At 62.2% G+C, this 22,524-nt stretch carries 18 protein-coding genes and 1 pseudogene; 5 read left to right on the forward strand and 14 right to left on the reverse strand.

Features of this window, described 5'->3' with window-relative positions:
- Positions 1-13: 13 nt before the first annotated feature.
- From INQ47_RS12320 to INQ47_RS12340, 5 genes and pseudogenes are all read right to left on the reverse strand, one after another.
- A pseudogene (locus tag INQ47_RS12320) lies at positions 14-1,258 on the reverse strand (tyrosine-type recombinase/integrase).
- A 307-nt stretch (positions 1,259-1,565) separates the two neighbouring features.
- Positions 1,566-3,143: a glutamine-hydrolyzing GMP synthase gene (gene guaA, locus INQ47_RS12325; protein ID WP_252458934.1), complete on the reverse strand. Its 1,578-nt coding sequence runs from the start codon at positions 3,141-3,143 to the stop codon at positions 1,566-1,568.
- 78 nt (positions 3,144-3,221) lie between these two features.
- A complete protein-coding gene (guaB, locus tag INQ47_RS12330; protein ID WP_180688767.1) occupies positions 3,222-4,691 on the reverse strand; it encodes an IMP dehydrogenase in 1,470 nt (489 codons plus the stop codon).
- Between the two features lie 86 nt (positions 4,692-4,777).
- Positions 4,778-5,335, reverse strand: a complete 558-nt coding sequence (locus INQ47_RS12335) for a sugar ABC transporter ATPase (RefSeq protein ID WP_103463198.1) — start codon at positions 5,333-5,335, stop codon at positions 4,778-4,780.
- A 47-nt stretch (positions 5,336-5,382) separates the two neighbouring features.
- Positions 5,383-6,138: a sulfite exporter TauE/SafE family protein gene (locus INQ47_RS12340; RefSeq protein ID WP_209967769.1), complete on the reverse strand. Its 756-nt coding sequence runs from the start codon at positions 6,136-6,138 to the stop codon at positions 5,383-5,385.
- A 97-nt stretch (positions 6,139-6,235) separates the two neighbouring features.
- On the opposite strand from INQ47_RS12340, the gene INQ47_RS12345 reads away from it, so the two are divergent.
- From INQ47_RS12345 to leuA, 4 genes are all read left to right on the forward strand, one after another.
- Positions 6,236-7,114, forward strand: coding sequence for a LysR family transcriptional regulator (locus INQ47_RS12345; protein WP_404701782.1), 879 nt, complete (start codon positions 6,236-6,238; stop codon positions 7,112-7,114).
- Positions 7,115-7,194: 80 nt separating this feature from the next.
- Positions 7,195-8,574, forward strand: coding sequence for an exodeoxyribonuclease VII large subunit (gene xseA, locus INQ47_RS12350; RefSeq protein WP_404701783.1), 1,380 nt, complete (start codon positions 7,195-7,197; stop codon positions 8,572-8,574).
- A gap of 3 nt (positions 8,575-8,577) precedes the next feature.
- Positions 8,578-9,405 (forward strand): M23 family metallopeptidase, encoded by an 828-nt coding sequence (locus INQ47_RS12355; protein WP_252458932.1) that lies wholly within the window; start codon positions 8,578-8,580, stop codon positions 9,403-9,405.
- A 422-nt stretch (positions 9,406-9,827) separates the two neighbouring features.
- Positions 9,828-11,501, forward strand: coding sequence for a 2-isopropylmalate synthase (gene leuA, locus INQ47_RS12360; protein WP_021781914.1), 1,674 nt, complete (start codon positions 9,828-9,830; stop codon positions 11,499-11,501).
- Positions 11,502-11,902: 401 nt separating this feature from the next.
- On the opposite strand, the gene INQ47_RS12365 is transcribed toward leuA, so the two are convergent.
- The 3 genes from INQ47_RS12365 to zwf are packed head-to-tail and all read right to left on the reverse strand — an operon-like array spanning position 11,903 to position 14,770.
- The gene (locus tag INQ47_RS12365; protein WP_404701784.1) at positions 11,903-12,583 is read right to left on the reverse strand and encodes a bifunctional 4-hydroxy-2-oxoglutarate aldolase/2-dehydro-3-deoxy-phosphogluconate aldolase; all 681 of its coding nucleotides are present in this window, start codon (positions 12,581-12,583) and stop codon (positions 11,903-11,905) included.
- A gap of 17 nt (positions 12,584-12,600) precedes the next feature.
- Positions 12,601-13,314 (reverse strand): 6-phosphogluconolactonase, encoded by a 714-nt coding sequence (gene pgl, locus INQ47_RS12370; RefSeq protein ID WP_209967778.1) that lies wholly within the window; start codon positions 13,312-13,314, stop codon positions 12,601-12,603.
- Positions 13,301-14,770, reverse strand: coding sequence for a glucose-6-phosphate dehydrogenase (gene zwf, locus INQ47_RS12375; protein ID WP_252458931.1), 1,470 nt, complete (start codon positions 14,768-14,770; stop codon positions 13,301-13,303). Before zwf ends, pgl begins: the two co-directional genes overlap by 14 nt.
- A 211-nt stretch (positions 14,771-14,981) precedes the next feature.
- Between zwf and hexR the strand changes: the two genes are divergently transcribed.
- Complete coding sequence (gene hexR, locus INQ47_RS12380; RefSeq protein ID WP_209969915.1) at positions 14,982-15,845, forward strand: MurR/RpiR family transcriptional regulator; 864 nt, start codon at positions 14,982-14,984, stop codon at positions 15,843-15,845.
- Here the strand turns inward: hexR and INQ47_RS12385 are convergent.
- From INQ47_RS12385 to INQ47_RS12410, 6 genes are all read right to left on the reverse strand, one after another.
- Positions 15,838-16,692: a D-hexose-6-phosphate mutarotase gene (locus tag INQ47_RS12385; protein WP_103463202.1), complete on the reverse strand. Its 855-nt coding sequence runs from the start codon at positions 16,690-16,692 to the stop codon at positions 15,838-15,840. The genes hexR and INQ47_RS12385 overlap by 8 nt on opposite strands.
- Positions 16,693-16,809: 117 nt before the next feature.
- Positions 16,810-18,153, reverse strand: coding sequence for a carbohydrate porin (locus INQ47_RS12390; RefSeq protein WP_404701785.1), 1,344 nt, complete (start codon positions 18,151-18,153; stop codon positions 16,810-16,812).
- A gap of 41 nt (positions 18,154-18,194) precedes the next feature.
- Positions 18,195-19,349 (reverse strand): ABC transporter ATP-binding protein, encoded by a 1,155-nt coding sequence (locus tag INQ47_RS12395; protein WP_209967782.1) that lies wholly within the window; start codon positions 19,347-19,349, stop codon positions 18,195-18,197.
- A 3-nt stretch (positions 19,350-19,352) separates the two neighbouring features.
- Positions 19,353-20,198 carry a carbohydrate ABC transporter permease gene (locus tag INQ47_RS12400; RefSeq protein WP_103470107.1) on the reverse strand — a complete coding sequence of 282 codons (846 nt, stop codon included), beginning with the start codon at positions 20,196-20,198 and terminating at the stop codon, positions 19,353-19,355.
- Positions 20,191-21,099, reverse strand: a complete 909-nt coding sequence (locus tag INQ47_RS12405; protein WP_021781907.1) for a carbohydrate ABC transporter permease — start codon at positions 21,097-21,099, stop codon at positions 20,191-20,193. The genes INQ47_RS12400 and INQ47_RS12405 overlap by 8 nt, the downstream gene beginning before the upstream one ends.
- A 133-nt stretch (positions 21,100-21,232) precedes the next feature.
- Positions 21,233-22,519 carry an ABC transporter substrate-binding protein gene (locus INQ47_RS12410; RefSeq protein ID WP_404701786.1) on the reverse strand — a complete coding sequence of 429 codons (1,287 nt, stop codon included), beginning with the start codon at positions 22,517-22,519 and terminating at the stop codon, positions 21,233-21,235.
- Positions 22,520-22,524 lie beyond the last annotated feature (5 nt).

Consider the following 22,524-nt stretch of genomic DNA (forward strand, 5'->3'; position numbering starts at 1 on the left):
ACCTAGACAGAACTCAGAAGAACCCGCCTCTGGCGGGTTCCTTTTTGCTACCCATTTGTTTACGAGGTCTCTGAAGCGTCCATTCATCAATCATATCGGCCCAATCCTGCAACATAGCGCGACGCTGATCCCGGTACTTGGCCTTGTTGTAGACAGCTCGCACACCCTTCTGCTCGTGCGCAAGACACTTCTCGATCCAGTCGGAGTTTTAGCCCGCCTCATGCAGCAGCGTGCTGGCCGTGCGTCGCAGATCGTGGGGACCGAATTTGCCTAATGGCACCCCTTCCTTTTGCGCAAGGCGATAAGTGAGCGTCAGTACTTGGTTGATCGTGGCCGCACTCATTGGCAAATCAGAGTCGTAGCGTGACGGCAGAACGTAATCTGAACCTCCTGCCAAGGTTTTCAACGCGATGAAGAAATCCAATGCCTGCTGGGACAGAAACACCAAATGAGGGTTACGACGCTTCATCCGCTCTTTGGGGATCGTCCACAGCGCCTCGCTGAAATTGATCTCACTCCACGTCGCATTGGTCAGCTCGCTCTTGCGCACCATCGTCAGCAGGAGGAGTTTGGCCGCTGCGCGAACCGAGGTCGCTGTACCGATTCTATCCATGTACTGGTACATCAGCGCAATTTCATCGGGCGTCAACGCACGGTCGCGCGGCTCAAATTTCGCGATGCTGGCAGGCCGTACCAGATCGGCAGGGTTTTCAACCTTCTGGCCACGCTCAATGGCCCAACGGAAGACTTGCAGCACGATCTCCCGTGAGTGGACGGCGGTTGCAGGGGCACCCCGCTCCACTATGGCATCCGTCAGCGCACGCAGATCCTCATGGGTGATTTCGACCAGCTTCTGATTGCCAAATTTCGGCTTCAACTCACGCTCGTAGACTGATCGACGCATGTCTCGCGTCGAGTCCGCCATCTGGTAACCGCGCAGCCATTTTTCAGCCCAAGCGTCAAAAGTCTCAGCACCCTTCGTGCGCGCCTTCGCACGCGCTTTTTCCTTAGCTGGAGACTTGCCAGCGGCGACCATCTTCTTCGCCTCCCCTAGCCGCTCGCGAGCCTCTGCCAGAGTGATCCCCCCTAAGCCATAACGACCGAAGGTGATGGTCTCCTGCCGGCCGTTGATGGAGTAGTTGTAGCGAAAGGAGATTGAGCCGGCTGGGGTGACGGCCACGTATAAGCCGTCACGGTCAATCACCTTGTAGAGCTTGTCCTGGGGCTTGAGATTTCGAAGCTTGGTATCGGTGAGCATGGCTTCCACTATTTCCATGAAAAAATACCATGCCCTGAAAAGCGCGGAAAAATGGGGTCGATCCCCAGTAAAACCGGCCCTTTAGGCCAACTCGATACCATGCCAACACTGAAGCAAAGGACATGGTATTGAGCGTCATGCATGGCACTAGATGCAGTCAATACCCCGTACCATGCCACACAAACACCGTGCTTGGCGATGCAGAACGCTACCCGAATTTGCCAGACCCAAAAAGCCAAAAGCCCGCAATTACGCGGGCTTCAGGGCATTTCTTGCTAGGTGGTGCCGGACAATGCCGGACGCCCAATCATTCCCACTCGATAGTGGCCGGCGGCTTGCTCGACACGTCGTAGGTAACGCGCGAGATACCGTCGATTTCGTTGATGATACGACCGCTGACAGTTTCCAGCAGCTCGTACGGCAAGTGTGCCCAACGCGCGGTCATGAAGTCCACGGTCTCGACGGCACGCAGGGCCACGACCCAGGCGTAGCGACGGCCGTCGCCGACGACGCCGACCGACTTGACCGGCTGGAACACCACGAACGCCTGGCTGGTCTTGTGGTACCAGTCGGCCTTGCGCAGCTCTTCGATGAAGATGTGGTCGGCGCGACGCAGGATGTCGGCGTATTCCTTCTTCACTTCACCGAGGATACGCACGCCCAGGCCCGGGCCCGGGAACGGGTGGCGGTAGACCATGTCGTACGGCAGGCCCAGCTCCAGGCCAATCTTGCGCACTTCGTCCTTGAACAGTTCACGCAGCGGCTCGACCAGCTTGAGGTTCATCTCCTCCGGCAGGCCGCCGACGTTGTGGTGCGACTTGATCACGTGGGCCTTGCCGCTCTTGGCGCCAGCCGACTCGATCACGTCCGGGTAGATGGTGCCCTGGGCGAGGAACTGGATGTTCTCCAGCTTGCTGGCTTCGGCATCGAAAACGTCGATGAAGGTGCGGCCGATGATCTTGCGCTTCTTCTCCGGGTCGGCTTCGCCGGCCAGGTTGTCGAGGAACTGCTTTTCAGCGTCGGCGCGGATCACCTTGACGCCCATGTTCTCTTTGAACATGGCCATCACCTGGTCGCCTTCGTGCAGGCGCAGCAGGCCGTTGTCGACGAATACGCAGGTCAGCTGGTCGCCGATGGCACGGTGCAGCAGCGCAGCAACCACCGAGCTGTCGACGCCGCCGGACAGACCCAGCAGGACGTTGGCCGAACCGACTTGCGCACGTACTTGGGCAATGGCGTCTTCGACGATGTTGGACGCCGTCCACAGGGCTTCACAGCCGCAGATGTCCTGCACGAAGCGGGACAGGATGCGACCACCCTGCTTGGTGTGGGTCACTTCGGGGTGGAACTGCACGCCGTAGTAGCCGCGGGCGTCGTCGTACATGCCGGCGATCGGGCAGCTTGGGGTGCTGGCCAGAATGCTGAAGTTGGCAGGCATCTGGGTGACCTTGTCACCGTGGCTCATCCACACGTCCAGGCCCAGCACGCCATCGTCGTCAACGTGGTCTTCGATGCCGTCGAGCAGGCGGCTCTTGCCGACAACGTCCACGCGGGCATAACCGAACTCACGCAGGTCGGAACCTTCTACCTTGCCGCCCATCTGCTCGGCCATGGTCTGCATGCCGTAGCAGATACCCAGCACAGGCACATTCAGGTCAAACACAGCCTGCGGAGCGCGCGGGCTGTTGGCTTCGTGGACCGACTCGGGGCCGCCGGCAAGGATGATGCCGCGCGGGTTGAATTCGCGGATCGCTTCATCGTCCATGTCGAACGGGTGCAGTTCGCAGTACACGCCGATTTCGCGCACGCGGCGGGCGATCAGCTGGGTGTACTGGGAACCGAAATCGAGGATCAGGATGCGGTGAGCGTGAATGTCGAGGGCCATGACTCAATCTCGTCAGTGGAAATCGGAAACGACGCGGGGCTGTCATGACAGCCCCGCTTTATGTTGTAGCTGGAAGCCTCAGCCTACGCGGTAGTTAGGGGCTTCTTTGGTGATTTGCACGTCATGCACGTGGGACTCGGCCATGCCGGCACCGGTGATACGCACGAATTCCGGCTTGGTGCGCATTTCTTCGATGGTTGCGCTGCCGGTGTAGCCCATGGACGAACGCAGGCCGCCCATCAGCTGGTGGATGATCGCGGCCAGGGCACCTTTGTAAGGAACGCGGCCTTCGATGCCTTCCGGTACCAGCTTCTCGGCGCCGGCCGAGGAATCCTGGAAGTAACGGTCGGACGAGCCCTGCGCCTGCGCCATGGCACCCAGCGAGCCCATGCCGCGGTAGGCCTTGTAGGAACGGCCCTGGAACAGCTCGACTTCACCCGGGGCCTCTTCGGTACCGGCGAACATCGACCCCATCATCACGCAGGACGCACCGGCAACGATGGCCTTGGACAGGTCACCGGAGAAGCGGATACCGCCGTCAGCGATCAGTGGCACGCCAGTGCCTTCCAGTGCTGCGGCGACGTTGGCGATGGCGCTGATTTGCGGCACGCCGACACCGGCAACGATACGGGTGGTGCAGATAGAGCCAGGGCCGATACCGACCTTGACCGCATCGGCACCCGCTTCGGCCAGGGCCTTGGCGGCAGCGCCGGTGGCGATGTTGCCGCCGATGACCTGCACTTGCGGGTAGGTTTCTTTCACCCAGCGTACGCGGTCGATCACACCTTTGGAGTGGCCGTGGGCAGTGTCGACGACGACGACATCAACGCCAGCCGCCACCAGCGCAGCAACGCGCTCGCCGGTGTCCTTGCCGGTGCCGACGGCGGCGCCGACGCGCAGGCGACCCTGGTCGTCCTTGCTGGCCAGCGGGTAAGCCTTGGCCTTTTCGATGTCCTTGACGGTCATCATGCCCTTGAGGTTGAACTTGTCGTCAACGATCAGGACTTTTTCCAGACGATGCTTGTGCAGCAGCTCGCGAACTTCGTTTTTGTCGGCGCCTTCGCGGACGGTGACCAGACGCTCTTTCGGCGTCATCACGTCGCGGACCTTGGCGTCCAGGCGATTTTCGAAGCGTACGTCACGGGAGGTGACGATGCCGACCAGGTCGCCGTTCGCCAGTACCGGCACACCGGAGATATTGTTCAGGCGGGTCAGCTCGAACAGGTCGCGCACAGTGGCATCGGCGTCGATGGTGATCGGGTCCTTGACCACGCCAGCCTCGAACTTCTTGACCTTGCGCACTTCGCTGGCCTGTTGTTCGATGGTCATGTTCTTGTGGATGATGCCGATACCGCCTTCCTGAGCCATGGCAATGGCCAGACGCGCTTCGGTCACGGTATCCATGGCAGCGGAAACCAGCGGAATGTTCAGCTCGATGCCACGGGTCAAACGGGTCTTGAGACTGACTTCATTGGGCAGTACCTCGGAATAGCCAGGTACAAGGAGGATATCGTCGAAGGTCAGGGCTTCTTGGCTGATACGCAGCATCGCGGGGGCTCCCGGGCGGGAAAAATGGAAGCGCGCCATTATACTCATGCATGGCGCGCCGCTCAATGCAAAATAAGGGCCTTCGGTCAGGCTTGTGGCAGTTTTACCTGCACCACGGCCACCGGCTGGTCGAGCCAGTCGGCGAAGCTGTCGAGAAAGGCCTGGGTGAACCCGGCCTCGCCCCAGTTGTTGAAGATGAACCCCAGGTTGGAAAAGGCACATGGCTGCAGGTAAATGAAGCCATTGATGTCATCTTCGAAGCCGCACAGCGGGCAGGTAAAGTTGTCGCTCACCGCCGGCATCCACTCTTCCAGGCTTTCGAACAACGGCTCACCCACCTCGCGCCGGCACTCCGGGCAACCGGCTTCTTCGAGGAAGCCTTCGGTGGGGGTGTAGATGCAGCGCTTGAGCATCACTTCCAGGCCGTTGACCGGCTCGCCGAAGGGCAGTTTTTCCGGGTGCAGGGCCACTTTGCGCGCCCCTGCCGCCAGGGCATGGCCCATGCGGTTGCCGGTGCGACCGCAGGTGGTCAGTTGCTCCTCGACGACTTTTTCGCGCACCAGCCAGCGCAGGATGGCGCGGGAGCGGGCTTCATGCACCGGGACGGTAGACAGCTTTGGAACGATGATGCTCTGGGTGTTCATGAACGGGACAAGCCTGAAAAACGCCGGTGATGACGCAATTCTACCGCTCAGGCGCTCAGGTAGCGACCAATCAACGCCAGGCCACTGGCCAGCACCAGCCAGGTGACCAGCCGTACGAACGCTTCGCGGGACAACCGGTGGGTCAACCGACGCCCTACCCAAAGGCCAATGAACATGACAGGCAGTAGGCAGGCGGCGAGCAGCAGCAGACTTTGGTCGGCATAGACACCGGCGATAAGGAACAGCGACAGACGCACTATCGTACTGCAGCTGATCAGCGCGCTCTGGGTGGCGCGTACCTGTTCCTTCACCTCCAGCCGTGCACTCAGGTAAAGGGCATAAAGAAACCCGCCGCTGCCGAACAAAGCCCCGAACAACCCGCCTGCCGTGCCCATCGGCACCGCCCAGAAGCCGGACAGGCTGGCTGGCCTCACTTTCACTGCCAGCCCGTAAAGTGCATAGGCGGTCACGAATAGCCCCATCAACAGCAGCAACAGGTCGGACTTCAGCTGGAGCAGGAACACCACGCCCAGCGTACAACCCAAGGCCATGAAGGGCAGCAGCCGCAGCAATTCACTGCGTACCACATCCCGGCGTGACGGCAGCAGGTTGCCGAAGGCGGCCGCGAAATCCAGCAGTACCAGCAGCGGGATGATTCGTGTCAACGGCATGAAGTGAATCAGCACCGGCCCGGCCACGAGTGCAGTACCGAAGCCGGCGATACCGAAAACGATGTAGGCCGCAGCGATGGCGAACAGGATCGGCAGCCAGTCAAGGCCGGAAAACGACAGTTGGGCAAGCATGGCAGCAGTTCCTGGGAAGACAGGCAAAGGTTAGCCAGCCATGAGCCATGCCGACTAATATGCCTTTATCCCAAGAGCCATCTCAAAAAGGCATGACATGACGTCGATCCGACAGTTGCGTTACTTCGTGGAAATCGCCGAGTGTGGCAGTTTCAGCAGTGCAGCCGAGCGACTGTACGTTGCCCAGTCGGCCCTTAGCCGGCAGATCAAGGAGCTGGAGCAGCAACTGGGCACGCCGCTGTTCGAACGCACGGCGCGCCTGCCTCGCCTGACGCTGGCCGGTCAGGCCTTTCTTGAACGGGCGCGACGCTTGCTGGCTGACCTGGCACAGGCTGAGCGGGTTACCCGTGACATTGGCCAAGGGTTGCAAGGCAACTTGCGCCTGAATCATTCCAGCACCGTGCCGCTGACCGGGGGGCTTCTGGCTCGCCTGGGGAACTACCTGAAGCACAACCCAGGGGTTTCGCTGGAGATTGCGCAGCAGTCATCGGAGGCACAGCTGGAAGACATTGCTGCCGGACGGCTGGATATCGGCCTGTTGCGCTTGCCGGTGCTGCGCCAGCATGAAGGCGTGGTGCTGCATGAATTGTTCGACGAACCCTTGTTGCTGGCGGTCGCCGCTGGACACCCCTTGGCGGGTACTCAGCACGTGCAACTGGAGCAACTGAAGGAAGAACGCTTCATTTCCATCCCGCACCGGGATCGCGGTGGTTTGAGCTACCTGTCTGCCTCGTTGTGCATGGGGGCAGGATTCTTCCCGAAGGCGGCGCAGGTACTGTCGCGCAAGACCACGCAATTGCAGCTGATACAGGCGGGGTTTGGGGTGGCGTTGTTGCCAGCGTGCATGCGGCAGATCGCACCCGCTTCGATCAGTTTCGTGGCGTTGCAAGGGGATTGCCAGAGCACAGTGGCGCTGGCCTGTCGCCGCGATGCGGGGCAGATAGCCAGGCAGTTCGTAACGGCCCTGCAGGGCTGAACCTTGTTCTTCGCCGGTGCACCCGCTCCAACAGGGCCCGGGACAGACAACCGGGGCCGATGTCATTTATGATGCCTGCCATGATCAAAGACCCTTTCGAACGACTCGGGCTGGACCGCGAGGTCCTTACCGTCAGCCAACTCAACGGCCGCGCCCGCGTGCTGCTGGAAGACGTTTTCCGCAGCGTGTGGGTGGAAGGCGAAATCTCCAACCTCGCCCGCCCGGCGTCCGGCCACATGTACTTCACCCTCAAGGACAGCGGCGCCCAGGTGCGTTGCGCGTTGTTCCGGCAGAACGCCACGCGGGTACGCCAGGCGCTGCGCGACGGCCTGGCGGTGCGGGTGCGTGGCAAGGTTTCACTGTTCGAGGGGCGTGGCGACTACCAACTGATTCTCGACACCGTCGAGCCAGCCGGTGATGGCGCGCTGCGCCTGGCTTTCGAGGCCCTGAAGGAAAAGCTCGGTGCCGAGGGGCTGTTCAGCACCGAACGGAAGAAGCCGCTGCCGGCTCACCCGCAGCGCATCGGCATCATCACCTCGCCCACTGGCGCGGTGATCCGCGACATCATCAGCGTGTTCGGCCGCCGCGCGCCGCAGGTGGAGCTGAACCTGATCCCTACAGCGGTACAGGGCCGCGAAGCCATCGCGCAGATCGTACGCGCCATCCGCCTGGCCGACAGCCTCGGCTTCGATGCGCTGATCCTGGCGCGTGGTGGTGGTTCGCTGGAAGACCTGTGGTGTTTCAACGAGGAAGTCGTGGCGCGTGCCGTGGCCGCCTGCGTCACACCAATTGTCAGCGCCGTGGGCCATGAAACCGACGTGTCGATCAGCGACTTCGTGGCTGACGTGCGCGCGCCCACACCGTCTGCTGCCGCCGAGCTGCTGGCCCCTGACAACAGCGGCCTTCGGCAACGCCTGGATGGCCTGCAACGGCGCCTGCTGCTGCGCATGCAGAACCGCCTGACCCACGACCGCCTGCGCCTGGAGTCACTCACCCGCCGCCTGCGCCACCCAGGCGAGCGTTTGCGCCAGCAGGCCCAACGCCTGGACGACCTGGACATGCGCCTGCGCCGCGCGTTCATGCTCAACCTCAACCAGCGCCGCGAACGCCTGGCACGCCTGGACGCCCGCCTGGCCGCGCAGCATCCGGGGCGTAACCTGAAGCTGCTGAACCAGCGCCTGGACAGCCTGGCCGAGCGCCTGCCACGGGCCATGCGCGAGGTGCTCAAGGACCGTCGCCAGCGGTTCCAGGCCCAGCTACAGACACTGCAAGTGGTCAGTCCGCTGGCCACCCTGGCCCGCGGATACAGCATTTTGCTGGATGAACAAGGCCAGGCCATTCGCAGCGCCGAACAGACCCGCAACGGCCAACGCCTGACCGCCCGCTTGAACGAAGGCGAGCTGCTGGTGCGCGTCGAAGACAACCACCTGACCCCGGTCACCCTCTCACTACTGGACTGACACATGCCCCGCATGCTCGCGCCCCTGCTTGCCCTTTCCCTGCTGCTGCTGGCCGGCGGCGCCCAGGCCAGCTACATCACCCGCACGCTGAACAAACCGGTACCCGGCGGTGTGGCAGTCGTCGACCTGGGCCCCGCCGCCAACGCACCCAGCGCCCGTTTCGACGGCAAGCCGGTGCTGGTGGTGAAGGAGCAGGACAACTGGCTGGCCATCGTCGGCATCCCGCTGACCCAGAAGCCCGGCACCGCAGTGCTGAACCAGGGCGGGCGCACCTTGCCTTTCAGCGTAGGCAGCAAGAAGTACCCTGAGCAGCGCATCACCCTGAAGAACACTCGCCAGGTCAACCCGAACCCGGCCGACCTCAAGCGCATCGATCGCGAGCTGGCCGAGCAGATCAAGGCCTACCGCAGCTTCAGCCCGAACCTGCCGAGCAACCTGATTCTCGACAAGCCGGTCAACGGCCCGCTGTCGAGCAAGTTCGGCGTGCGCCGCTTCTTCAATGGCGAAGAACGCAACCCGCATGCCGGGCTGGACTTTGCGGTACCGGCGGGCACGCCGATCAAGACACCCGCCAATGGCAAAGTGATTCTGGTGGGGGATTATTTCTTCAACGGCCGCACGGTGTTCGTCGACCATGGGCAGGGCTTCATCAGCATGTTCTGCCACATGTCGAAGATCGATGTGCAGGTCGGCCAGCAACTGCGTCGTGGCGAGGTGGTCGGGCGCGTGGGCTCGACCGGGCGGGCGACCGGGCCGCATATGCACTGGAACGTCAGCCTGAACGATGCGCGGGTGGACCCGGCGATTTTCATTGGCGCGTTCCAGCCCTGAACGTTGCGCTGCCTGGGCCGGCCCATTCGCGGGTAAACCCGCTCCTACAAGGGGCCGCGTACCTGTAGGAGCGGGTTTACCCGCGAATGGGCCAGCACTGCTGGCATTAATTCGATTGTGTTGCGCCATCGAAAAATACCGCGCAAAAGCAACGAAGCACTCAGCCAAATAAAGCCATAAAATCTCGCTTAATGGCTTTTTTTAAGCATTCCTCTCAATTTTTCCCGAACGCTTGCCATCCCCCACCCCACTGGTTAAGTTTGAAGGCATGAAAACCTTCAGCACCCTCATCCTGCTCCGACAACATCGCAGCCTCTGCCTGGTCAGCGCCCGACTACCAGGCTGAATCGCGTCGCCTCGCCTCTTCATATCGTTATCGCTCGGCAGGCCCGATCTCGGCCGCACACAAAAGGATTGCTTCCATGACCATGCTCAAAGACCCTTCGAAGAAGTACCGCGCTTTCCCGACCATCGACCTGCCTGACCGTACCTGGCCGTCGAAGACCATCACCCAGGCACCTATCTGGTGCAGCTCCGACCTGCGTGATGGCAACCAGTCGCTGATCGAGCCGATGGACTCGGAGAAGAAACTGCGCTTCTGGAAGACCTTGGTGCAGGTTGGCGTGAAGGAGATCGAAGCCTCGTTCCCGTCTGCCTCGCAAACCGATTTCGACTTCGTGCGCACCCTGATCGAGGACGGCCACATCCCGGATGACACCACCATCCAGGTGCTCACCCAGGCACGTGAAGACCTGATTGCCCGCACCTTCGAGTCGCTGCGTGGTGCGAAGAAGGCCATCGTCCACCTGTACAACGCCACCAGCCCGTCGTTCCGCCGCATCGTCTTCAATCAGGACAAGCAAGGCGTGAAGGACATCGCGGTGAACGCGGCCAAGCTGTTCGTCAAGTACGCCGCCCAGCAGCCGGAAACCCAGTGGACCTTCCAGTACTCGCCAGAAACCTTCAGCGCCACTGAAATGGAGTTCGCCAAGGAAGTCTGTGACGCGGTCATCGAGGTGTGGAACCCTACCCCTGAACACAAGATCATCCTCAACCTGCCGGCCACCGTGGAAGTGTCCACGCCAAATATCTACGCCGACCAGATCGAGTGGTTCTGCCGCAACATCAGCCGCCGCGACAGCGTGATCATCAGCCTGCACTGCCACAACGACCGTGGCACCGGTATCGCTGCCACCGAACTGGGCCTCATGGCCGGCGCCGACCGTGCCGAAGGCTGCCTGTTCGGCAACGGCGAGCGTACCGGTAACGTCGACCTGGTGACTTTGGCTCTGAACCTCTACACCCAGGGCATCGACCCGTTGCTGGACTTCTCCGACATCGACGGCGTGCGCAAGGTGGTCGAAGAGTGCAACCAGTTGCCGGTACACCCACGTCACCCGTATGTGGGCGACCTGGTCCATACCGCGTTCTCCGGCTCGCACCAGGACGCCATCCGCAAGGGCTTCGCCAAGCAGCAGGATGGGGAACTGTGGGAGGTGCCTTACCTGCCAATCGACCCGGCCGACATCGGCCGCAGCTACGAAGCGGTAATCCGCGTCAACAGCCAGTCGGGCAAAGGCGGTATCACCTACCTGCTCGAGCAGGAATATGGCATCAGCCTGCCGCGTCGCATGCAGATCGAATTCAGCCAGGTGGTGCAGGGTGAGACCGACCGCCTGGGCCTGGAAATGACCGCCCAGCAGATCTACAGCCTGCTGCACAAGGAGTACCTCCAGGCCAACGCGCCATACGCACTGGTCAGCCATCGCCTGCAGGAAGAAAACGGCCACAGCGCCGTGGAAGTGGAAGTTGCCGGTGAAGGCGAAACCACCCTGCACTGGCGCGGCAAGGGCAACGGCGCCCTGGAAGCACTGGTGGCCGGCCTGCCGGTTGCCGTAGAGATCATGGACTACAACGAGCACGCCATTGGCGCTGGCACCAATGCCAAGGCCGCGGCCTACATTGAACTGCGTGTAGCCGGTGGCCGTCCGGTGCATGGCGTGGGTATTGATGAGAACATCACCACGGCCAGCTTCAAGGCCCTGTTCAGCGCGCTGAACCGCTCGCTGAGCCAGCAGGAAGCCAAGGCGGCCTGAAGCCTGGAATGAGGGATGAGAAAGCCCGCATCGTTTGATGCGGGCTTTTTTGTTGGCCTGGGCTGGCCCTTTCGCGGGTAAACCCGCTCCTACAACGGCCTGCGCCCAATCACCAATGTGTGTGTGTCCACCACCGATCAGGTGTAGGAGCGGGTTTACCCGCGAATACGGAGGCCACGGCAACGGTGAACGGCCAGGGATATTGGCCAGCAGGCCCGGCCCATTCGCGGGTAAGCCCGCTCCTACAACGGCCTGTGTCCACCCCACCGGTGCGTCTACCGCAGATCAGTGTGTAGGAGCGGGTTTACCCGCGAAACGGCCAGCACAACCAATGCAAATATCCCAGGCAAAAAAAAGGGCGCCGACCAAGCGCCCCATAAGCCGTAAAGCACACAACTGATTCAGTTGGCGTCCAGCAGTGACATCGCCTCAGCACTGCACGCTTCGATCCGCGCCCAGTCACCGTTCTTGATCCAGCTGCTGTCGAGCATCCAGGTCCCCCCCACGCACATCACGTTTGGCAGTGCCATGTAGTTGCGCACGTTGGCCGGGTTTACACCACCGGTAGGACAAAAACGAATATCGCCGAACGGGCCACCAAAGGCCTTGATCGCCGCTACGCCGCCGCTGATCTCCGCCGGGAACAACTTGAACCGGCGGTAGCCCAGGGCATAGCCCATCATGATTTCGGACGGCGTACTGATGCCCGGCAACAGCGGGATTTCACTGTCCACCCCCGCCTCGAGAATGTCCTGGGTAATGCCTGGGGTAACGACGAACTGCGCGCCCGCAGCCTCAACCGCTGCGAACATGCTGCGGTCGAGCACGGTACCAGCGCCGACACATAGCTCCGGGCGCTGCTCGCGCAGCACCTGAATGGCCTTGAGGCCATGCTGTGAGCGCAGGGTCACTTCCAGGGTACGGATGCCGCCGGCGGCCAGGGCGTCAGCCAGCGGCAGGATGTCTTCCTCACGAGCAATGGTGATTACCGGCAGGATGCGCGCATTTTTGCAAATGGCGTCGATCCGCGCGGCTTTATCAGCCATCGAGAGCTTGGGCTGTGGGCGTTCAAGGGTGGTCATGACTGTGGATCCTTGGCTCATGGGCACCAGTAGATGTCCAGGGGGTCGTGAAGAAAAGCGCGAATCGGCATTTCAGTAAGGTCGTTGCCCGCCAGCGCGGCGCGCAGGGTAGCGAGTTTGCTCTGGCCTTGCACAGACAGCGCGATGAAGGCAGCACTGGCCAGCAGCGAACGGGTCATCGACAGGCGCTGGTGCGGCACGCTCGGCGCCAGCAACGGCAGGCAGCGGCGTGGGCCGGCCGGGTCCAGGCCTGCTTCCAGGTTGGGACTGGCGGGGAACAGCGAGGCGGTATGGCCATCGTCGCCCATGCCCAGCACCAGCACGTCGATCGGCGGTAGCTCGGCCAAGGCCTGGTCAGCTTTGAGCGCAGCTGCATCGAGGTTCTCCGCCTGCTGATACAGGCCAACGAAACGGGCCTTGGCCGCTGCGCCCTTCAACAGGTGGCGGACCAGCAGGCCGGCATTGCTGTCGGCGTGCTCTACCGGCACCCAGCGCTCATCAGCCAGGCTGACGATGACCTTGGACCAGTCCAGGTGCTCGCTGGCCAGCTTCTCCAGGAAAGGCACCGGGCTGCGACCGCCAGACAACACCACACAGGCCTGCCCCTTGGCGGCAATCGCGCCACGCAGGCGCTCAGCCACATCATGAGCCAAGGACACGGACAGTGCCTTGGCATCCGCCAGTTCATGAGCCTTCACGGCCGCTGGCAGTTTCAATTCAGATATCCCCATACCACGCCCTCCCATCGCGTGTGATCAGTGCAATCGAGCTCATCGGCCCCCAGGAGCCCGCCGCGTATGGCTTGGGCGCGTCGCCCGCATTACGCCAGCCGGCGATCAACTGGTCGCACCACTTCCAGGCATACTCGATTTCGTCCTTGCGCACGAACAGGTTCTGGTTGCCGCGCATCACTTCGAGCAACAGCCGCTCGTAGGCATCCGGAATTCTTGCACTGCGCCAGGCATCGGAAAAATTCAGCTGCAATGGGCCACTGCGCAGTTGCATGCCCTTGTCCAGGCCCTGCTCCTTGGTCATCACCCGTAAAGAAATGCCTTCGTCCGGTTGCAGGCGGATGATCAGCTTGTTACCGATCTGCAAACGCTGTTCCGGGGCGAAGATGTAGTGCGGCGTTTCCTTGAAGTGAATGACGATCTGCGACAGTTTTTGCGGCATGCGCTTGCCGGTTCGCAGGTAGAACGGCACGCCCGACCAGCGCCAGTTACGGATGTCGGCGCGCAGGGCGACGAAGGTTTCAGTGTCGCTCTGGGCGTTGGCGTTGTCTTCTTCCAGGTAACCAGGCACCGGCTTGCCTTCGCTGTAGCCGGCAATGTACTGGCCGCGCACCACACTGGTGCTCAGGCCGTCGCCGGTGATCGGTGCGAGGGCCTTTAGCACTTTCACCTTCTCGTCACGAATAGCATCGGCGGACAGTTCGCTGGGCGGGTCCATGGCGATCAGGCACAGCAACTGCAGCAGGTGGTTCTGGATCATGTCGCGCAGCTGGCCGGCCTTGTCGAAATAGCCCCAACGGCCCTCGATACCGACCTTTTCCGCCACGGTAATCTCCACATGGGAGATGGAATTCTGGTTCCACTGGGTTTCGAACAGGCTGTTGGCGAAGCGCAGGGCAATCAGGTTCTGCACCGTCTCTTTGCCCAGGTAGTGGTCGATGCGATAGACCCGGCTTTCAGGGAAGAACCGCGCCACGGCATCGTTGACCCGGCGCGACGACTCCAGGTCGTGGCCAATAGGTTTCTCGAGCACTACCCGGGTGCGCGCAGCCAGCCCGACCTTGTCGAGGTTTTCGCAGATGGCCCCATACACCGCCGCCGCCGTGGCGAAGTAGGCGATCAGCGGCAGCTCACCCGGCAGTTGCTCGGCAAGGGCCTGATAGCCCTCGGGCTGAAGGAAGTCCAGATGCTGGTAACTCAGGCGGGCGAGGAAGCGACCCAGCGCGGCAGGCTCGATATCTGCCTCGGGCACGTGCCGGCGCAGGTGGGCTTCGATGCTGTCCAGGTGCTCCTGCGCACTGCCGGCCTCGCGGGCCAGGGCTAGCAGGCGGGTGTCCGGGTGCAACAGGTTGGCCCGGTCGAGCTGGTAGAGCGCAGGAAACAGCTTGCGCAATGCCAGGTCGCCGAGGGCGCCAAACAGGGCAAAGGTGCAAGGTTCGACACTGATTGCAGCCATGATGTTGGTTCTTTCCTAAAGTTGGTCTAGGAATACCGCTTTCACACACGGTTTTCAAGGGATAATGTAGTAAAAACCACAACATTACACACTAGTGTTACAGACAAGTGGTACGCCAACCGCACCGACAGTACGATAGACGACCGTGCAAAAAGCCTGCTGATCTCACAGCCGGCTGTCTTCCCGACCCAAGGACACACCCATGGACCGCGTGCGAAACCTCCTGGAACAGATCCAGGGCCGCCTCGACGAGCTGAACAAGGCCGAACGCAAAGTCGCCGAAGTCATCCTGCTCAACCCGCAACAAGCCACCCGTTTCAGCATCGCTGCGTTGGCCCAGGCGGCCAAGGTCAGCGAACCGACCGTCAACCGCTTCTGCCGCTCGTTCGGCGTCAGCGGCTACCCCGAACTCAAGCTGCAACTGGCGCAGAGCCTGGCCAGTGGTGCCGCCTATGTCAGCCGCGCGGTGGAGGCCGACGATGACCCGGCCGCCTACACCCAGAAAATCTTCGCCAGCGCCATCGCCTCGCTTGACAGCGCCTGCCAGCAACTGGACCCGCAGCAGGTCAGCCGCGCCGTGGACATGATGATCCAGGCCCGGCAGATTCACTTCTTCGGCCTCGGAGCCTCGGCCCCGGTGGCCCTGGATGCGCAGCACAAGTTCTTCCGCTTCAACCTGGCCGTGTCGGCCCACGCCGATGTACTGATGCAGCGCATGCTGGCCTCGGTCGCCCACACCGGCGATCTGTTCGTGATCATTTCCTACACCGGGCGCACCCGCGAACTGGTCGAAGTGGCGCGCGTGGCGCGTGAAAACGGCGCTTCGGTGCTGGGCCTGACCGCCGCAGGCTCGCCACTGGCCAATGCCTGCAGCCTGAGCCTGCACATCCCGCTGCCGGAAGATACCGACATCTACATGCCGATGACCTCGCGGATCATCCAGCTGACCGTGCTCGATGTGCTGGCCACCGGCATGACCCTGCGCCGCGGCGTGGACTTCCAGCCCCACCTGCGCAAGATCAAGGAAAGCCTCAACGCCAGCCGCTACCCGATCGAGGACGACGAACTCAATTGAGCCGGTGCGCCTGCAAACGCAGGTGCGCACGCTGCCCAGGCGCCAGGCTCAGGCCTTCGCCACTGCCGCTGGTCGCCTCGACGCAGACAAAACGCTGCGACTCGCGGCCAGTCACCCCCATCAGCGGGCGATTGCCAGGGTGCCAGACCACGGTGTCGTCGCTGTCACCGGTGTCGATGCACAGTTCGCGCTGCCAGGCCGGGTCCTGCAATTGCACCCGTGGCGTACCGGGGTAGACCTTCTGACAGCCGCCCTTGAGCTTCAGCGCGCCATCTTCACGGCAAGCCTGGCGGTTGAGGCGGTCGTAGCCTTCAATGTCTTCCAGCCCGGACAGCGCTATCTCGGACACATCACTGATGCGCCAGTACGCCAGCAGCGCATGGCTCAGCTGGCAGGGTTCGCTGTCCTGATGTTCGGTGCTCAGGCTCAGCTCCATACGGCTACCTAGCCGGGCGTGCAAGTCGACCTGCCAGTCGCACAGGTCCAGCCGCCATTTCAGGGTCACGCCCTCCTCGTCCTCACGGCTGTCCACCAGTTTCCAGTCCAGCAGCCGCGCCCAGCCATGGTCCGGCCACAGGTCTTCGCTGGGATGGCAGCCATACCAGGGCCAGCACACCGGTACACCACCACGGATCGCCCCCACCTGCGGCCACTGTTCGGCGCACCACAGCCACGGCCGTTCACCCGCCGGTTGAAAGTGCAGCAACTGCGCGCCCTGGCGGCTGAACACCGCCTGGCAACGGGGGTGATCGATGATCAGCACATCGCGCTGCTGGTAACGCTCCCATTCGAATGTCGGCCGTGGCCGCTGCGAGGAAAAGAAGCGATGGAGCGGATGTTCGGGCATGGTTCAGAGCTCTTGTTGTTCGAGATAGCGCTGTCTCGGCCTATCCCCGACACCCACTGCAGACCAGTGGGTGCCGAGAACCGAAAATGGATTGGCGTAAATTTACAACAAGTGCCCTCAGAATGACGACTGAATCTTCAAGCCAGCGACCAGCGCGTTATCCACCTCGTCCACCCCGCCAGGGCTCTTGATGTACTGCAGGTTAGGCCGCACGGTCAGCCAGTTGGTAACGTGGAAGCCGTAGTAGAGCTCTGCGTTGTACTCGGTGCGCTGCAGCAACACGAAACCAGGGTTGTCGTAATCGTTGATGCCGCTCTGGCCGTTGAGCAACTCGGCGCGCTTCTTCACGTCGTCATTCACATGAATACGCGCAACACCGAAGCCGATGTCATCTTTGGGCCGAGCGTCGAAAGCGCCTTTGTAGACCAACCCCACCTGCTGGTAGTTGTCGACCACGTTGGTGGCCTTGTCATGCACGGTAAAGTTGGCGAACAGGCTGAGGCCACGGTTGACGTCGCCGCCGTGGGCGGTGACCTGCTGCTGCGCCACCACCCACCATCCGTGCTTGCTGGAGTGCGACTTGAAGGCTTCACCTGTCAGCGCCTGCGGGTTGCCGTTGACGTCGTCGAACACATCGTCAGCCTTGGCCGTGCTGTAGTAGTAACCCAGGCGGTACTCGCCCGGCAGGCCATTGACCTTGGGCGACCACACCGCTTCCACCGGCAAGATCGCACCCTTGGTACCACTGCCGCTGAGCTTGAAGCCGTTTCCGGTTTCCAGGTTGGAAGGGTTCTGCTCGAAGGCCCCGACCTGTACGAAGAACTCCGGGGTGATGTTGTACTTCACCCGCAGCGCCCACTGGCTGACCGGCCAGTTGTACCAGATGCCGCCCACCCAGTTGCCCACCTGCGAGCCGCAGAAGGCCAGGTTCTGGAAGTCGCAAGGGAAGCTGTTGAAGTCCTCGCCCTCGCCAAAGCGGCCAAATTTCACGTCCAGTGCGCCGTCGAAGTACTTCTGCTTGATCCACATCTGGGTCAGGCGCCAGGTCTGGCCACGGCCCCACACCTCCTGCACCGAGCTGAACGGCCCGGCGCGCGGGTCGCTGATGCGGTCGTTGGACAGGTTGCGACCGCTTCGCTCGGTGATTGCCAGCTTGAACTCGGCATCATGCCAGCCCAGTATCTTCTGCAAGTCCAGATGCGCGCCGAGGGCGAACTGGTCGCTGTAGCGTGCGGTCTTGTCGTCGTTGTAGCCGCCATGCAGGTTGCCAGCCACCTCGCCCACATAATCGAGGGTGAAGTCATAGCCCTTGTCCAGCAGCTCGGTCCGGGTGCCGCCCCAGTCGCCGGTCATCCATTTTGATTCGCTGGAAAAAGCCTCGGCAGCCTGTGTACCGCTGCTGCCTACAAGTGCAAGCAAGGCCAACGATCCCAGTGTCTTGATGCGTTTGCGCTGTTCCATCCCTTTGCGTCCTCTTTTTTCTTATTGATGGTGTAGACGAGTCAACGGCCTTTGAAGTGAGCCACGTTGTCCTTTGCAGTTGCGCCAGTGCTGGCCAGGTGCAGGCGCTCGCCATTGTCGGCGTCGAACAGCAGCACCCGGGCCGGGTCGAATTGCAGGTTGAGGGTGTCACCCACCCGGCACACCACATCCGGTGCAAGGCGGCAGCACACTTTTGTCTGGTTGAGCGTGACGAACACCAGCAGGTCCGGCCCAGTGGGCTCTGTGACCTGCACCTCGGCGCGGATACCCGGCAAACCATTGCCGTCAGCAGCGCCCAGGGCGATCTGCTCAGGGCGGATGCCGAGGATGATCTCGCGCCCCTCCAGCTCGTCAGCAGCCAACCCCAAAGGCAGCTCGCAGCGTGCCTGGCCGCTGTCGAGCATCGCCAGCAAGCGGCCATCGTGCCTGGCCAGACGCACCGGAATGAAGTTCATCGGCGGCGAACCGATGAAGCTGGCCACGAACTGGTTGGCCGGGTCGTTGTAGATCTGCTGCGGGGTGCCGAACTGCTGGATGATGCCGTCCTTCATCACCGCCACCTTGTCGCCCAGGGTCATGGCCTCGATCTGGTCATGGGTGACGTACACCGTGGTGGTCTTCAGGCGCTGGTGCATCAACTTCATTTCGGTGCGCATTTCGACCCGCAGCTTGGCATCGAGGTTGGACAGGGGTTCATCGAACAGGTAGATCTTGGGTCGCCGCGCCAGTGCCCGGCCCATGGCCACGCGCTGCTGCTGGCCGCCGGACAGCTGCGCCGGCTTGCGCGCCAGCAAGTGTTCGATCTGCAGCAACTTGGCCACCCGCGCCACTTCCTCGTCGATGGCGGCCTGGGGCAGCTTGCGGATCTTCAGGCCGAACTCGATGTTCTCGCGCACACTCATGGTGGGGTACAGCGCATAGGACTGGAACACCATGGCGATATCGCGGTCCTTGGGGCTCATGCCGCTGACGTCCTGCTCGTCGATGAGGATGGCGCCGCCGGTGATCTGCTCCAGGCCGGCGATACAGTTCATCAGGGTCGACTTGCCGCAGCCCGACGGCCCCACCAGGATCAGGAACTCGCCATCCTTGATCGACAGCTGGATGTCCTTGAGGGTGTCCGGCAGGCCGCTGCCGTAGGTTTTGTTCACATTGCGAAGTTCGAGCGTTGCCATGGCTTACCCCTTGACCGCGCCGGCCGTCAGCCCGCGCACGAAATATTTGCCTGCCACCACATAGACCAGCAGGGTTGGCAGGCCAGCGATCATCGCTGCCGCCATGTCGACGTTGTATTCCTTGGCCCCGGTGCTGGTATTGACCAGATTGTTCAGGGCTACGGTGATCGGTTGCGAATCGCCGCTGGAGAACACCACGCCGAACAGGAAGTCGTTCCAGATCTGGGTGAACTGCCAGATCAGGCAGACCATGATGATCGGCGTGGACATCGGCAGGATGATGCGGCGGAAGATGGTGAAGAACCCGGCACCGTCCAACCGTGCGGCCTTGACCAGCGCGTCGGGGATGCTCACGTAGAAGTTGCGGAAGAACAGCGTGGTGAAGGCCAGGCCGTAGACCACATGCACCAGCACCAGGCCGCTGGTGGTGCTGGCCAGGCCAAGCTTGCCGAGGGTGAACGAGGCCGGCAGCAGCACGGTCTGGAACGGCAGGAAGCAGCCGAACAGCAGCAGGCCGAAGAACAGTTGCGAACCCCGAAAGCGCCACATCGACAGCACATAGCCGTTCAGTGCACCGATAGCGGTGGAGATCAACACCGCTGGCACGGTGATCATGATCGAGTTCCAGAAGTAACCGCTGACCGCTGCCCAGGCCTTGGCCCAGCCTATGCCGGTAATCACCGCAGGCCAGCTCAGCAGGTTGCCGGTGCTGATGTCTTCGGGGGTCTTGAAGCTGGTCAGCAGCATCACCACCAGCGGCACCAGATACAGCAGCACGGCGATCAGCAACACGGCATGGATGGCCATACGGCTGAGGCTGAGCACCGGCTTGTCGACAGGACTATGCATGGCGTTTGCTCCGCAGCTCCGAGTACAGGTAAGGCACGAGGATCGCCAGGATCGCCCCGAGCATGAGGATGGCGCTGGCCGAGCCTATGCCCATCTGGCCGCGGCTGAAGGTGAACGAATACATGAACATTGCTGGCAGGTCGGACGAGTAACCCGGGCCGCCGGCCGTCATTGCCGCCACCAGGTCGAAGCTCTTGATGGCAATGTGCGAGAGGATCATCAGCGCGCTGAAGAACACTGGGCGCAGGCTGGGCAGCACTACAGTCCAGTAGATGCGCGGCAAGCTGGCACCGTCGATCTGTGCGGCGCGGATGATCGATTGGTCAACGCCGCGCAGGCCGGCGAGGAACATCGCCATGATAAAGCCCGAGGCCTGCCACACGGCGGCGATCACCAGGCAGTACACGACCCGGTCAGGGTCGATCAGCCAGTCCAGGCGAAAGCCCTCCCAGCCCCAGTCACGCAACAGCTTGTCCAGGCCCATGCCGGGGTTGAGCAGCCATTTCCACGCAGTGCCGGTGACGATCATCGACAACGCCATGGGGTACAGGTAAATGGTGCGAATGAAGCCCTCACGGCGGATGCGCTGGTCCAGCAGCACCGCCAGCAACACACCGATGGCCAGGCTGATGGCAATGAACAGGCCGCCGAACAGAAGCAGGTTCTTGCTCGCCACCCACCAGCGGTCGTTGTCGAACAGACGGGCGTATTGCGCAAGGCCCGCCCACTTGTAGGTGGGCAGAAAGGTCGAGGTGGTGAAGGACAGCACGAAGGTCCAGAGGATGTAGCCGTAGAAGCCCACCAGGACGATGAACATGCTGGGTGCCAGCACCAGCTTGGGCAGCCAGCGCTGAAGCGCGTCCAGGGGTGAGGCCCGCAGTTGGGCTGTGGTTGTGCTCATGTATTGAATCCCGAGGTAGTGGCGGTGCTACGCACCGCTTCGCGGGCAAGCCCGCTCCCACAGGTCCGGCGTCATGACCAGGAACTGTGGTGAGCAGGGCCCATGTGGGAGCGGGCGTGCCCGCGAACAGCCGTTACTGGGCAGCCTTGATCGCCGCCGCCAGCTTCTTCGCCGCATCGGCCGGGTCGGCCTTGGGGTCGTTGATGTAGTTGGTCACCACATCGAAGAACGCGCCCTGCACGGCCAGCGTGGTGGCCATGTTGTGCGCCATGCTCGGTTGCAGGCCGCCAGTTTTGGCGTCGGCCAGGAAGTCCTTGGCAGAGGTTTGAGCACAGGCATCGAAACCATACTTGCCCATGTCGGCAAGCATGTCGTTGCGTACCGAGATCGAGCCCTTGTTGGTGCTGAAGACCTTCTGGAAGTCCTCACCCAGCACCTTGCGGGCGATGTCCTGCTGGCCAGCAGAGGTGCCAGCGTTGTTCTGCTTGAACACCACCAGCGAGTCGATGTTGTACAGGAAAGCCTTGTCGGTGCCGGGGAACGGCACGCACTGGTAATCCTTGCCGGCGGTTTTCTTCGCCAGGGTCCATTCGCTCTTGGCCCAGTCGCCCATGATCTGCATGCCGGCCTTGCCGTTGATGACCTTGGCGGCTTCCAGGTTCCAGTCCTGGCCCTTGCCGTCCGGGTCCATGTAGGTGGCGACCTTCTTCAGCTCGGTCAGCGCCTTGACCATGTCCGGGCCGGTCAGGGCCGTGTTGTCGAGGTCGACCAAGGCCTTCTTGTAGCCATCGACGCCCATCACCGACAGCACCACGCTTTCGAACACGGTGCTGTCCTGCCAGGGTTGGCCACCATGGGCGAGCGGGATGAAACCGGCAGCCTTGAGCTTGTCGGCGGCGGCGTAGAATTCGTCGAGGGTGGCGGGCGCCTTGTCGATGCCGGCCTTCTTGAACACTTCGGGGTTGATCCACAGCCAGTTGATGCGGTGGATGTTCACCGGTACGGCAACGTAGTCACCGTCGTACTTCACGGTGTCGGCCACTTTCTTGTCGAGCAGCGAGTCCCACTTTTCGTCCTTGGCCACATCCTTGAGCACATCGGTGTCGAGCAAGCCGGTGGCCGCCCAGTCCTGGATGTCGGGGCCTTTGATCTGCGCGACACCGGGCGGGTTGCCTGCGACGGCGCGGCTCTTCAGCACGGTCATGGCCGTGGCACCACCGCCACCGGCGACGGCGCCGTCCTTCCAGATGAAGCCGTCTTTTTCGACCTGGGCCTTGAGCACATCGACCGCCGCTTTTTCACCACCGGAGGTCCACCAGTGCACCACTTCGACGCTGCCTTTGGCGTCAGCAGCCTGGGCACCCAGGGGGATCAAGGAGGCAAAGGAAATTGCGGCAGCGAAACGGAGCGTGGAATTCATCGAGG

The organism is Pseudomonas sp. 3HC3 (assembly GCF_044904505.1).
Taxonomy (GTDB): Bacteria; Pseudomonadota; Gammaproteobacteria; order Pseudomonadales; family Pseudomonadaceae; genus Aquipseudomonas; species Aquipseudomonas putida_Y.

Coding starts and splice junctions, on each gene's coding strand:
- INQ47_RS12355 (WP_252458932.1), top strand. CDS start 8,578: ATGCCCCGCATGCTCGCGCCCCTGCTTGCCCTTTCCCTGCTGCTGCTG.
- INQ47_RS12345 (WP_404701782.1), top strand. CDS start 6,236: ATGACGTCGATCCGACAGTTGCGTTACTTCGTGGAAATCGCCGAGTGT.
- INQ47_RS12340 (WP_209967769.1), bottom strand. CDS start 6,138: ATGCTTGCCCAACTGTCGTTTTCCGGCCTTGACTGGCTGCCGATCCTG.
- INQ47_RS12410 (WP_404701786.1), bottom strand. CDS start 22,519: ATGAATTCCACGCTCCGTTTCGCTGCCGCAATTTCCTTTGCCTCCTTG.
- xseA (WP_404701783.1), top strand. CDS start 7,195: ATGATCAAAGACCCTTTCGAACGACTCGGGCTGGACCGCGAGGTCCTT.
- guaB (WP_180688767.1), bottom strand. CDS start 4,691: ATGCTGCGTATCAGCCAAGAAGCCCTGACCTTCGACGATATCCTCCTT.
- INQ47_RS12400 (WP_103470107.1), bottom strand. CDS start 20,198: ATGCATAGTCCTGTCGACAAGCCGGTGCTCAGCCTCAGCCGTATGGCC.
- INQ47_RS12390 (WP_404701785.1), bottom strand. CDS start 18,153: ATGGAACAGCGCAAACGCATCAAGACACTGGGATCGTTGGCCTTGCTT.
- INQ47_RS12385 (WP_103463202.1), bottom strand. CDS start 16,692: ATGCCCGAACATCCGCTCCATCGCTTCTTTTCCTCGCAGCGGCCACGG.
- INQ47_RS12395 (WP_209967782.1), bottom strand. CDS start 19,349: ATGGCAACGCTCGAACTTCGCAATGTGAACAAAACCTACGGCAGCGGC.
- leuA (WP_021781914.1), top strand. CDS start 9,828: ATGACCATGCTCAAAGACCCTTCGAAGAAGTACCGCGCTTTCCCGACC.
- INQ47_RS12405 (WP_021781907.1), bottom strand. CDS start 21,099: ATGAGCACAACCACAGCCCAACTGCGGGCCTCACCCCTGGACGCGCTT.
- INQ47_RS12365 (WP_404701784.1), bottom strand. CDS start 12,583: ATGACCACCCTTGAACGCCCACAGCCCAAGCTCTCGATGGCTGATAAA.
- INQ47_RS12335 (WP_103463198.1), bottom strand. CDS start 5,335: ATGAACACCCAGAGCATCATCGTTCCAAAGCTGTCTACCGTCCCGGTG.
- zwf (WP_252458931.1), bottom strand. CDS start 14,770: ATGGCTGCAATCAGTGTCGAACCTTGCACCTTTGCCCTGTTTGGCGCC.
- guaA (WP_252458934.1), bottom strand. CDS start 3,143: ATGGCCCTCGACATTCACGCTCACCGCATCCTGATCCTCGATTTCGGT.
- pgl (WP_209967778.1), bottom strand. CDS start 13,314: ATGGGGATATCTGAATTGAAACTGCCAGCGGCCGTGAAGGCTCATGAA.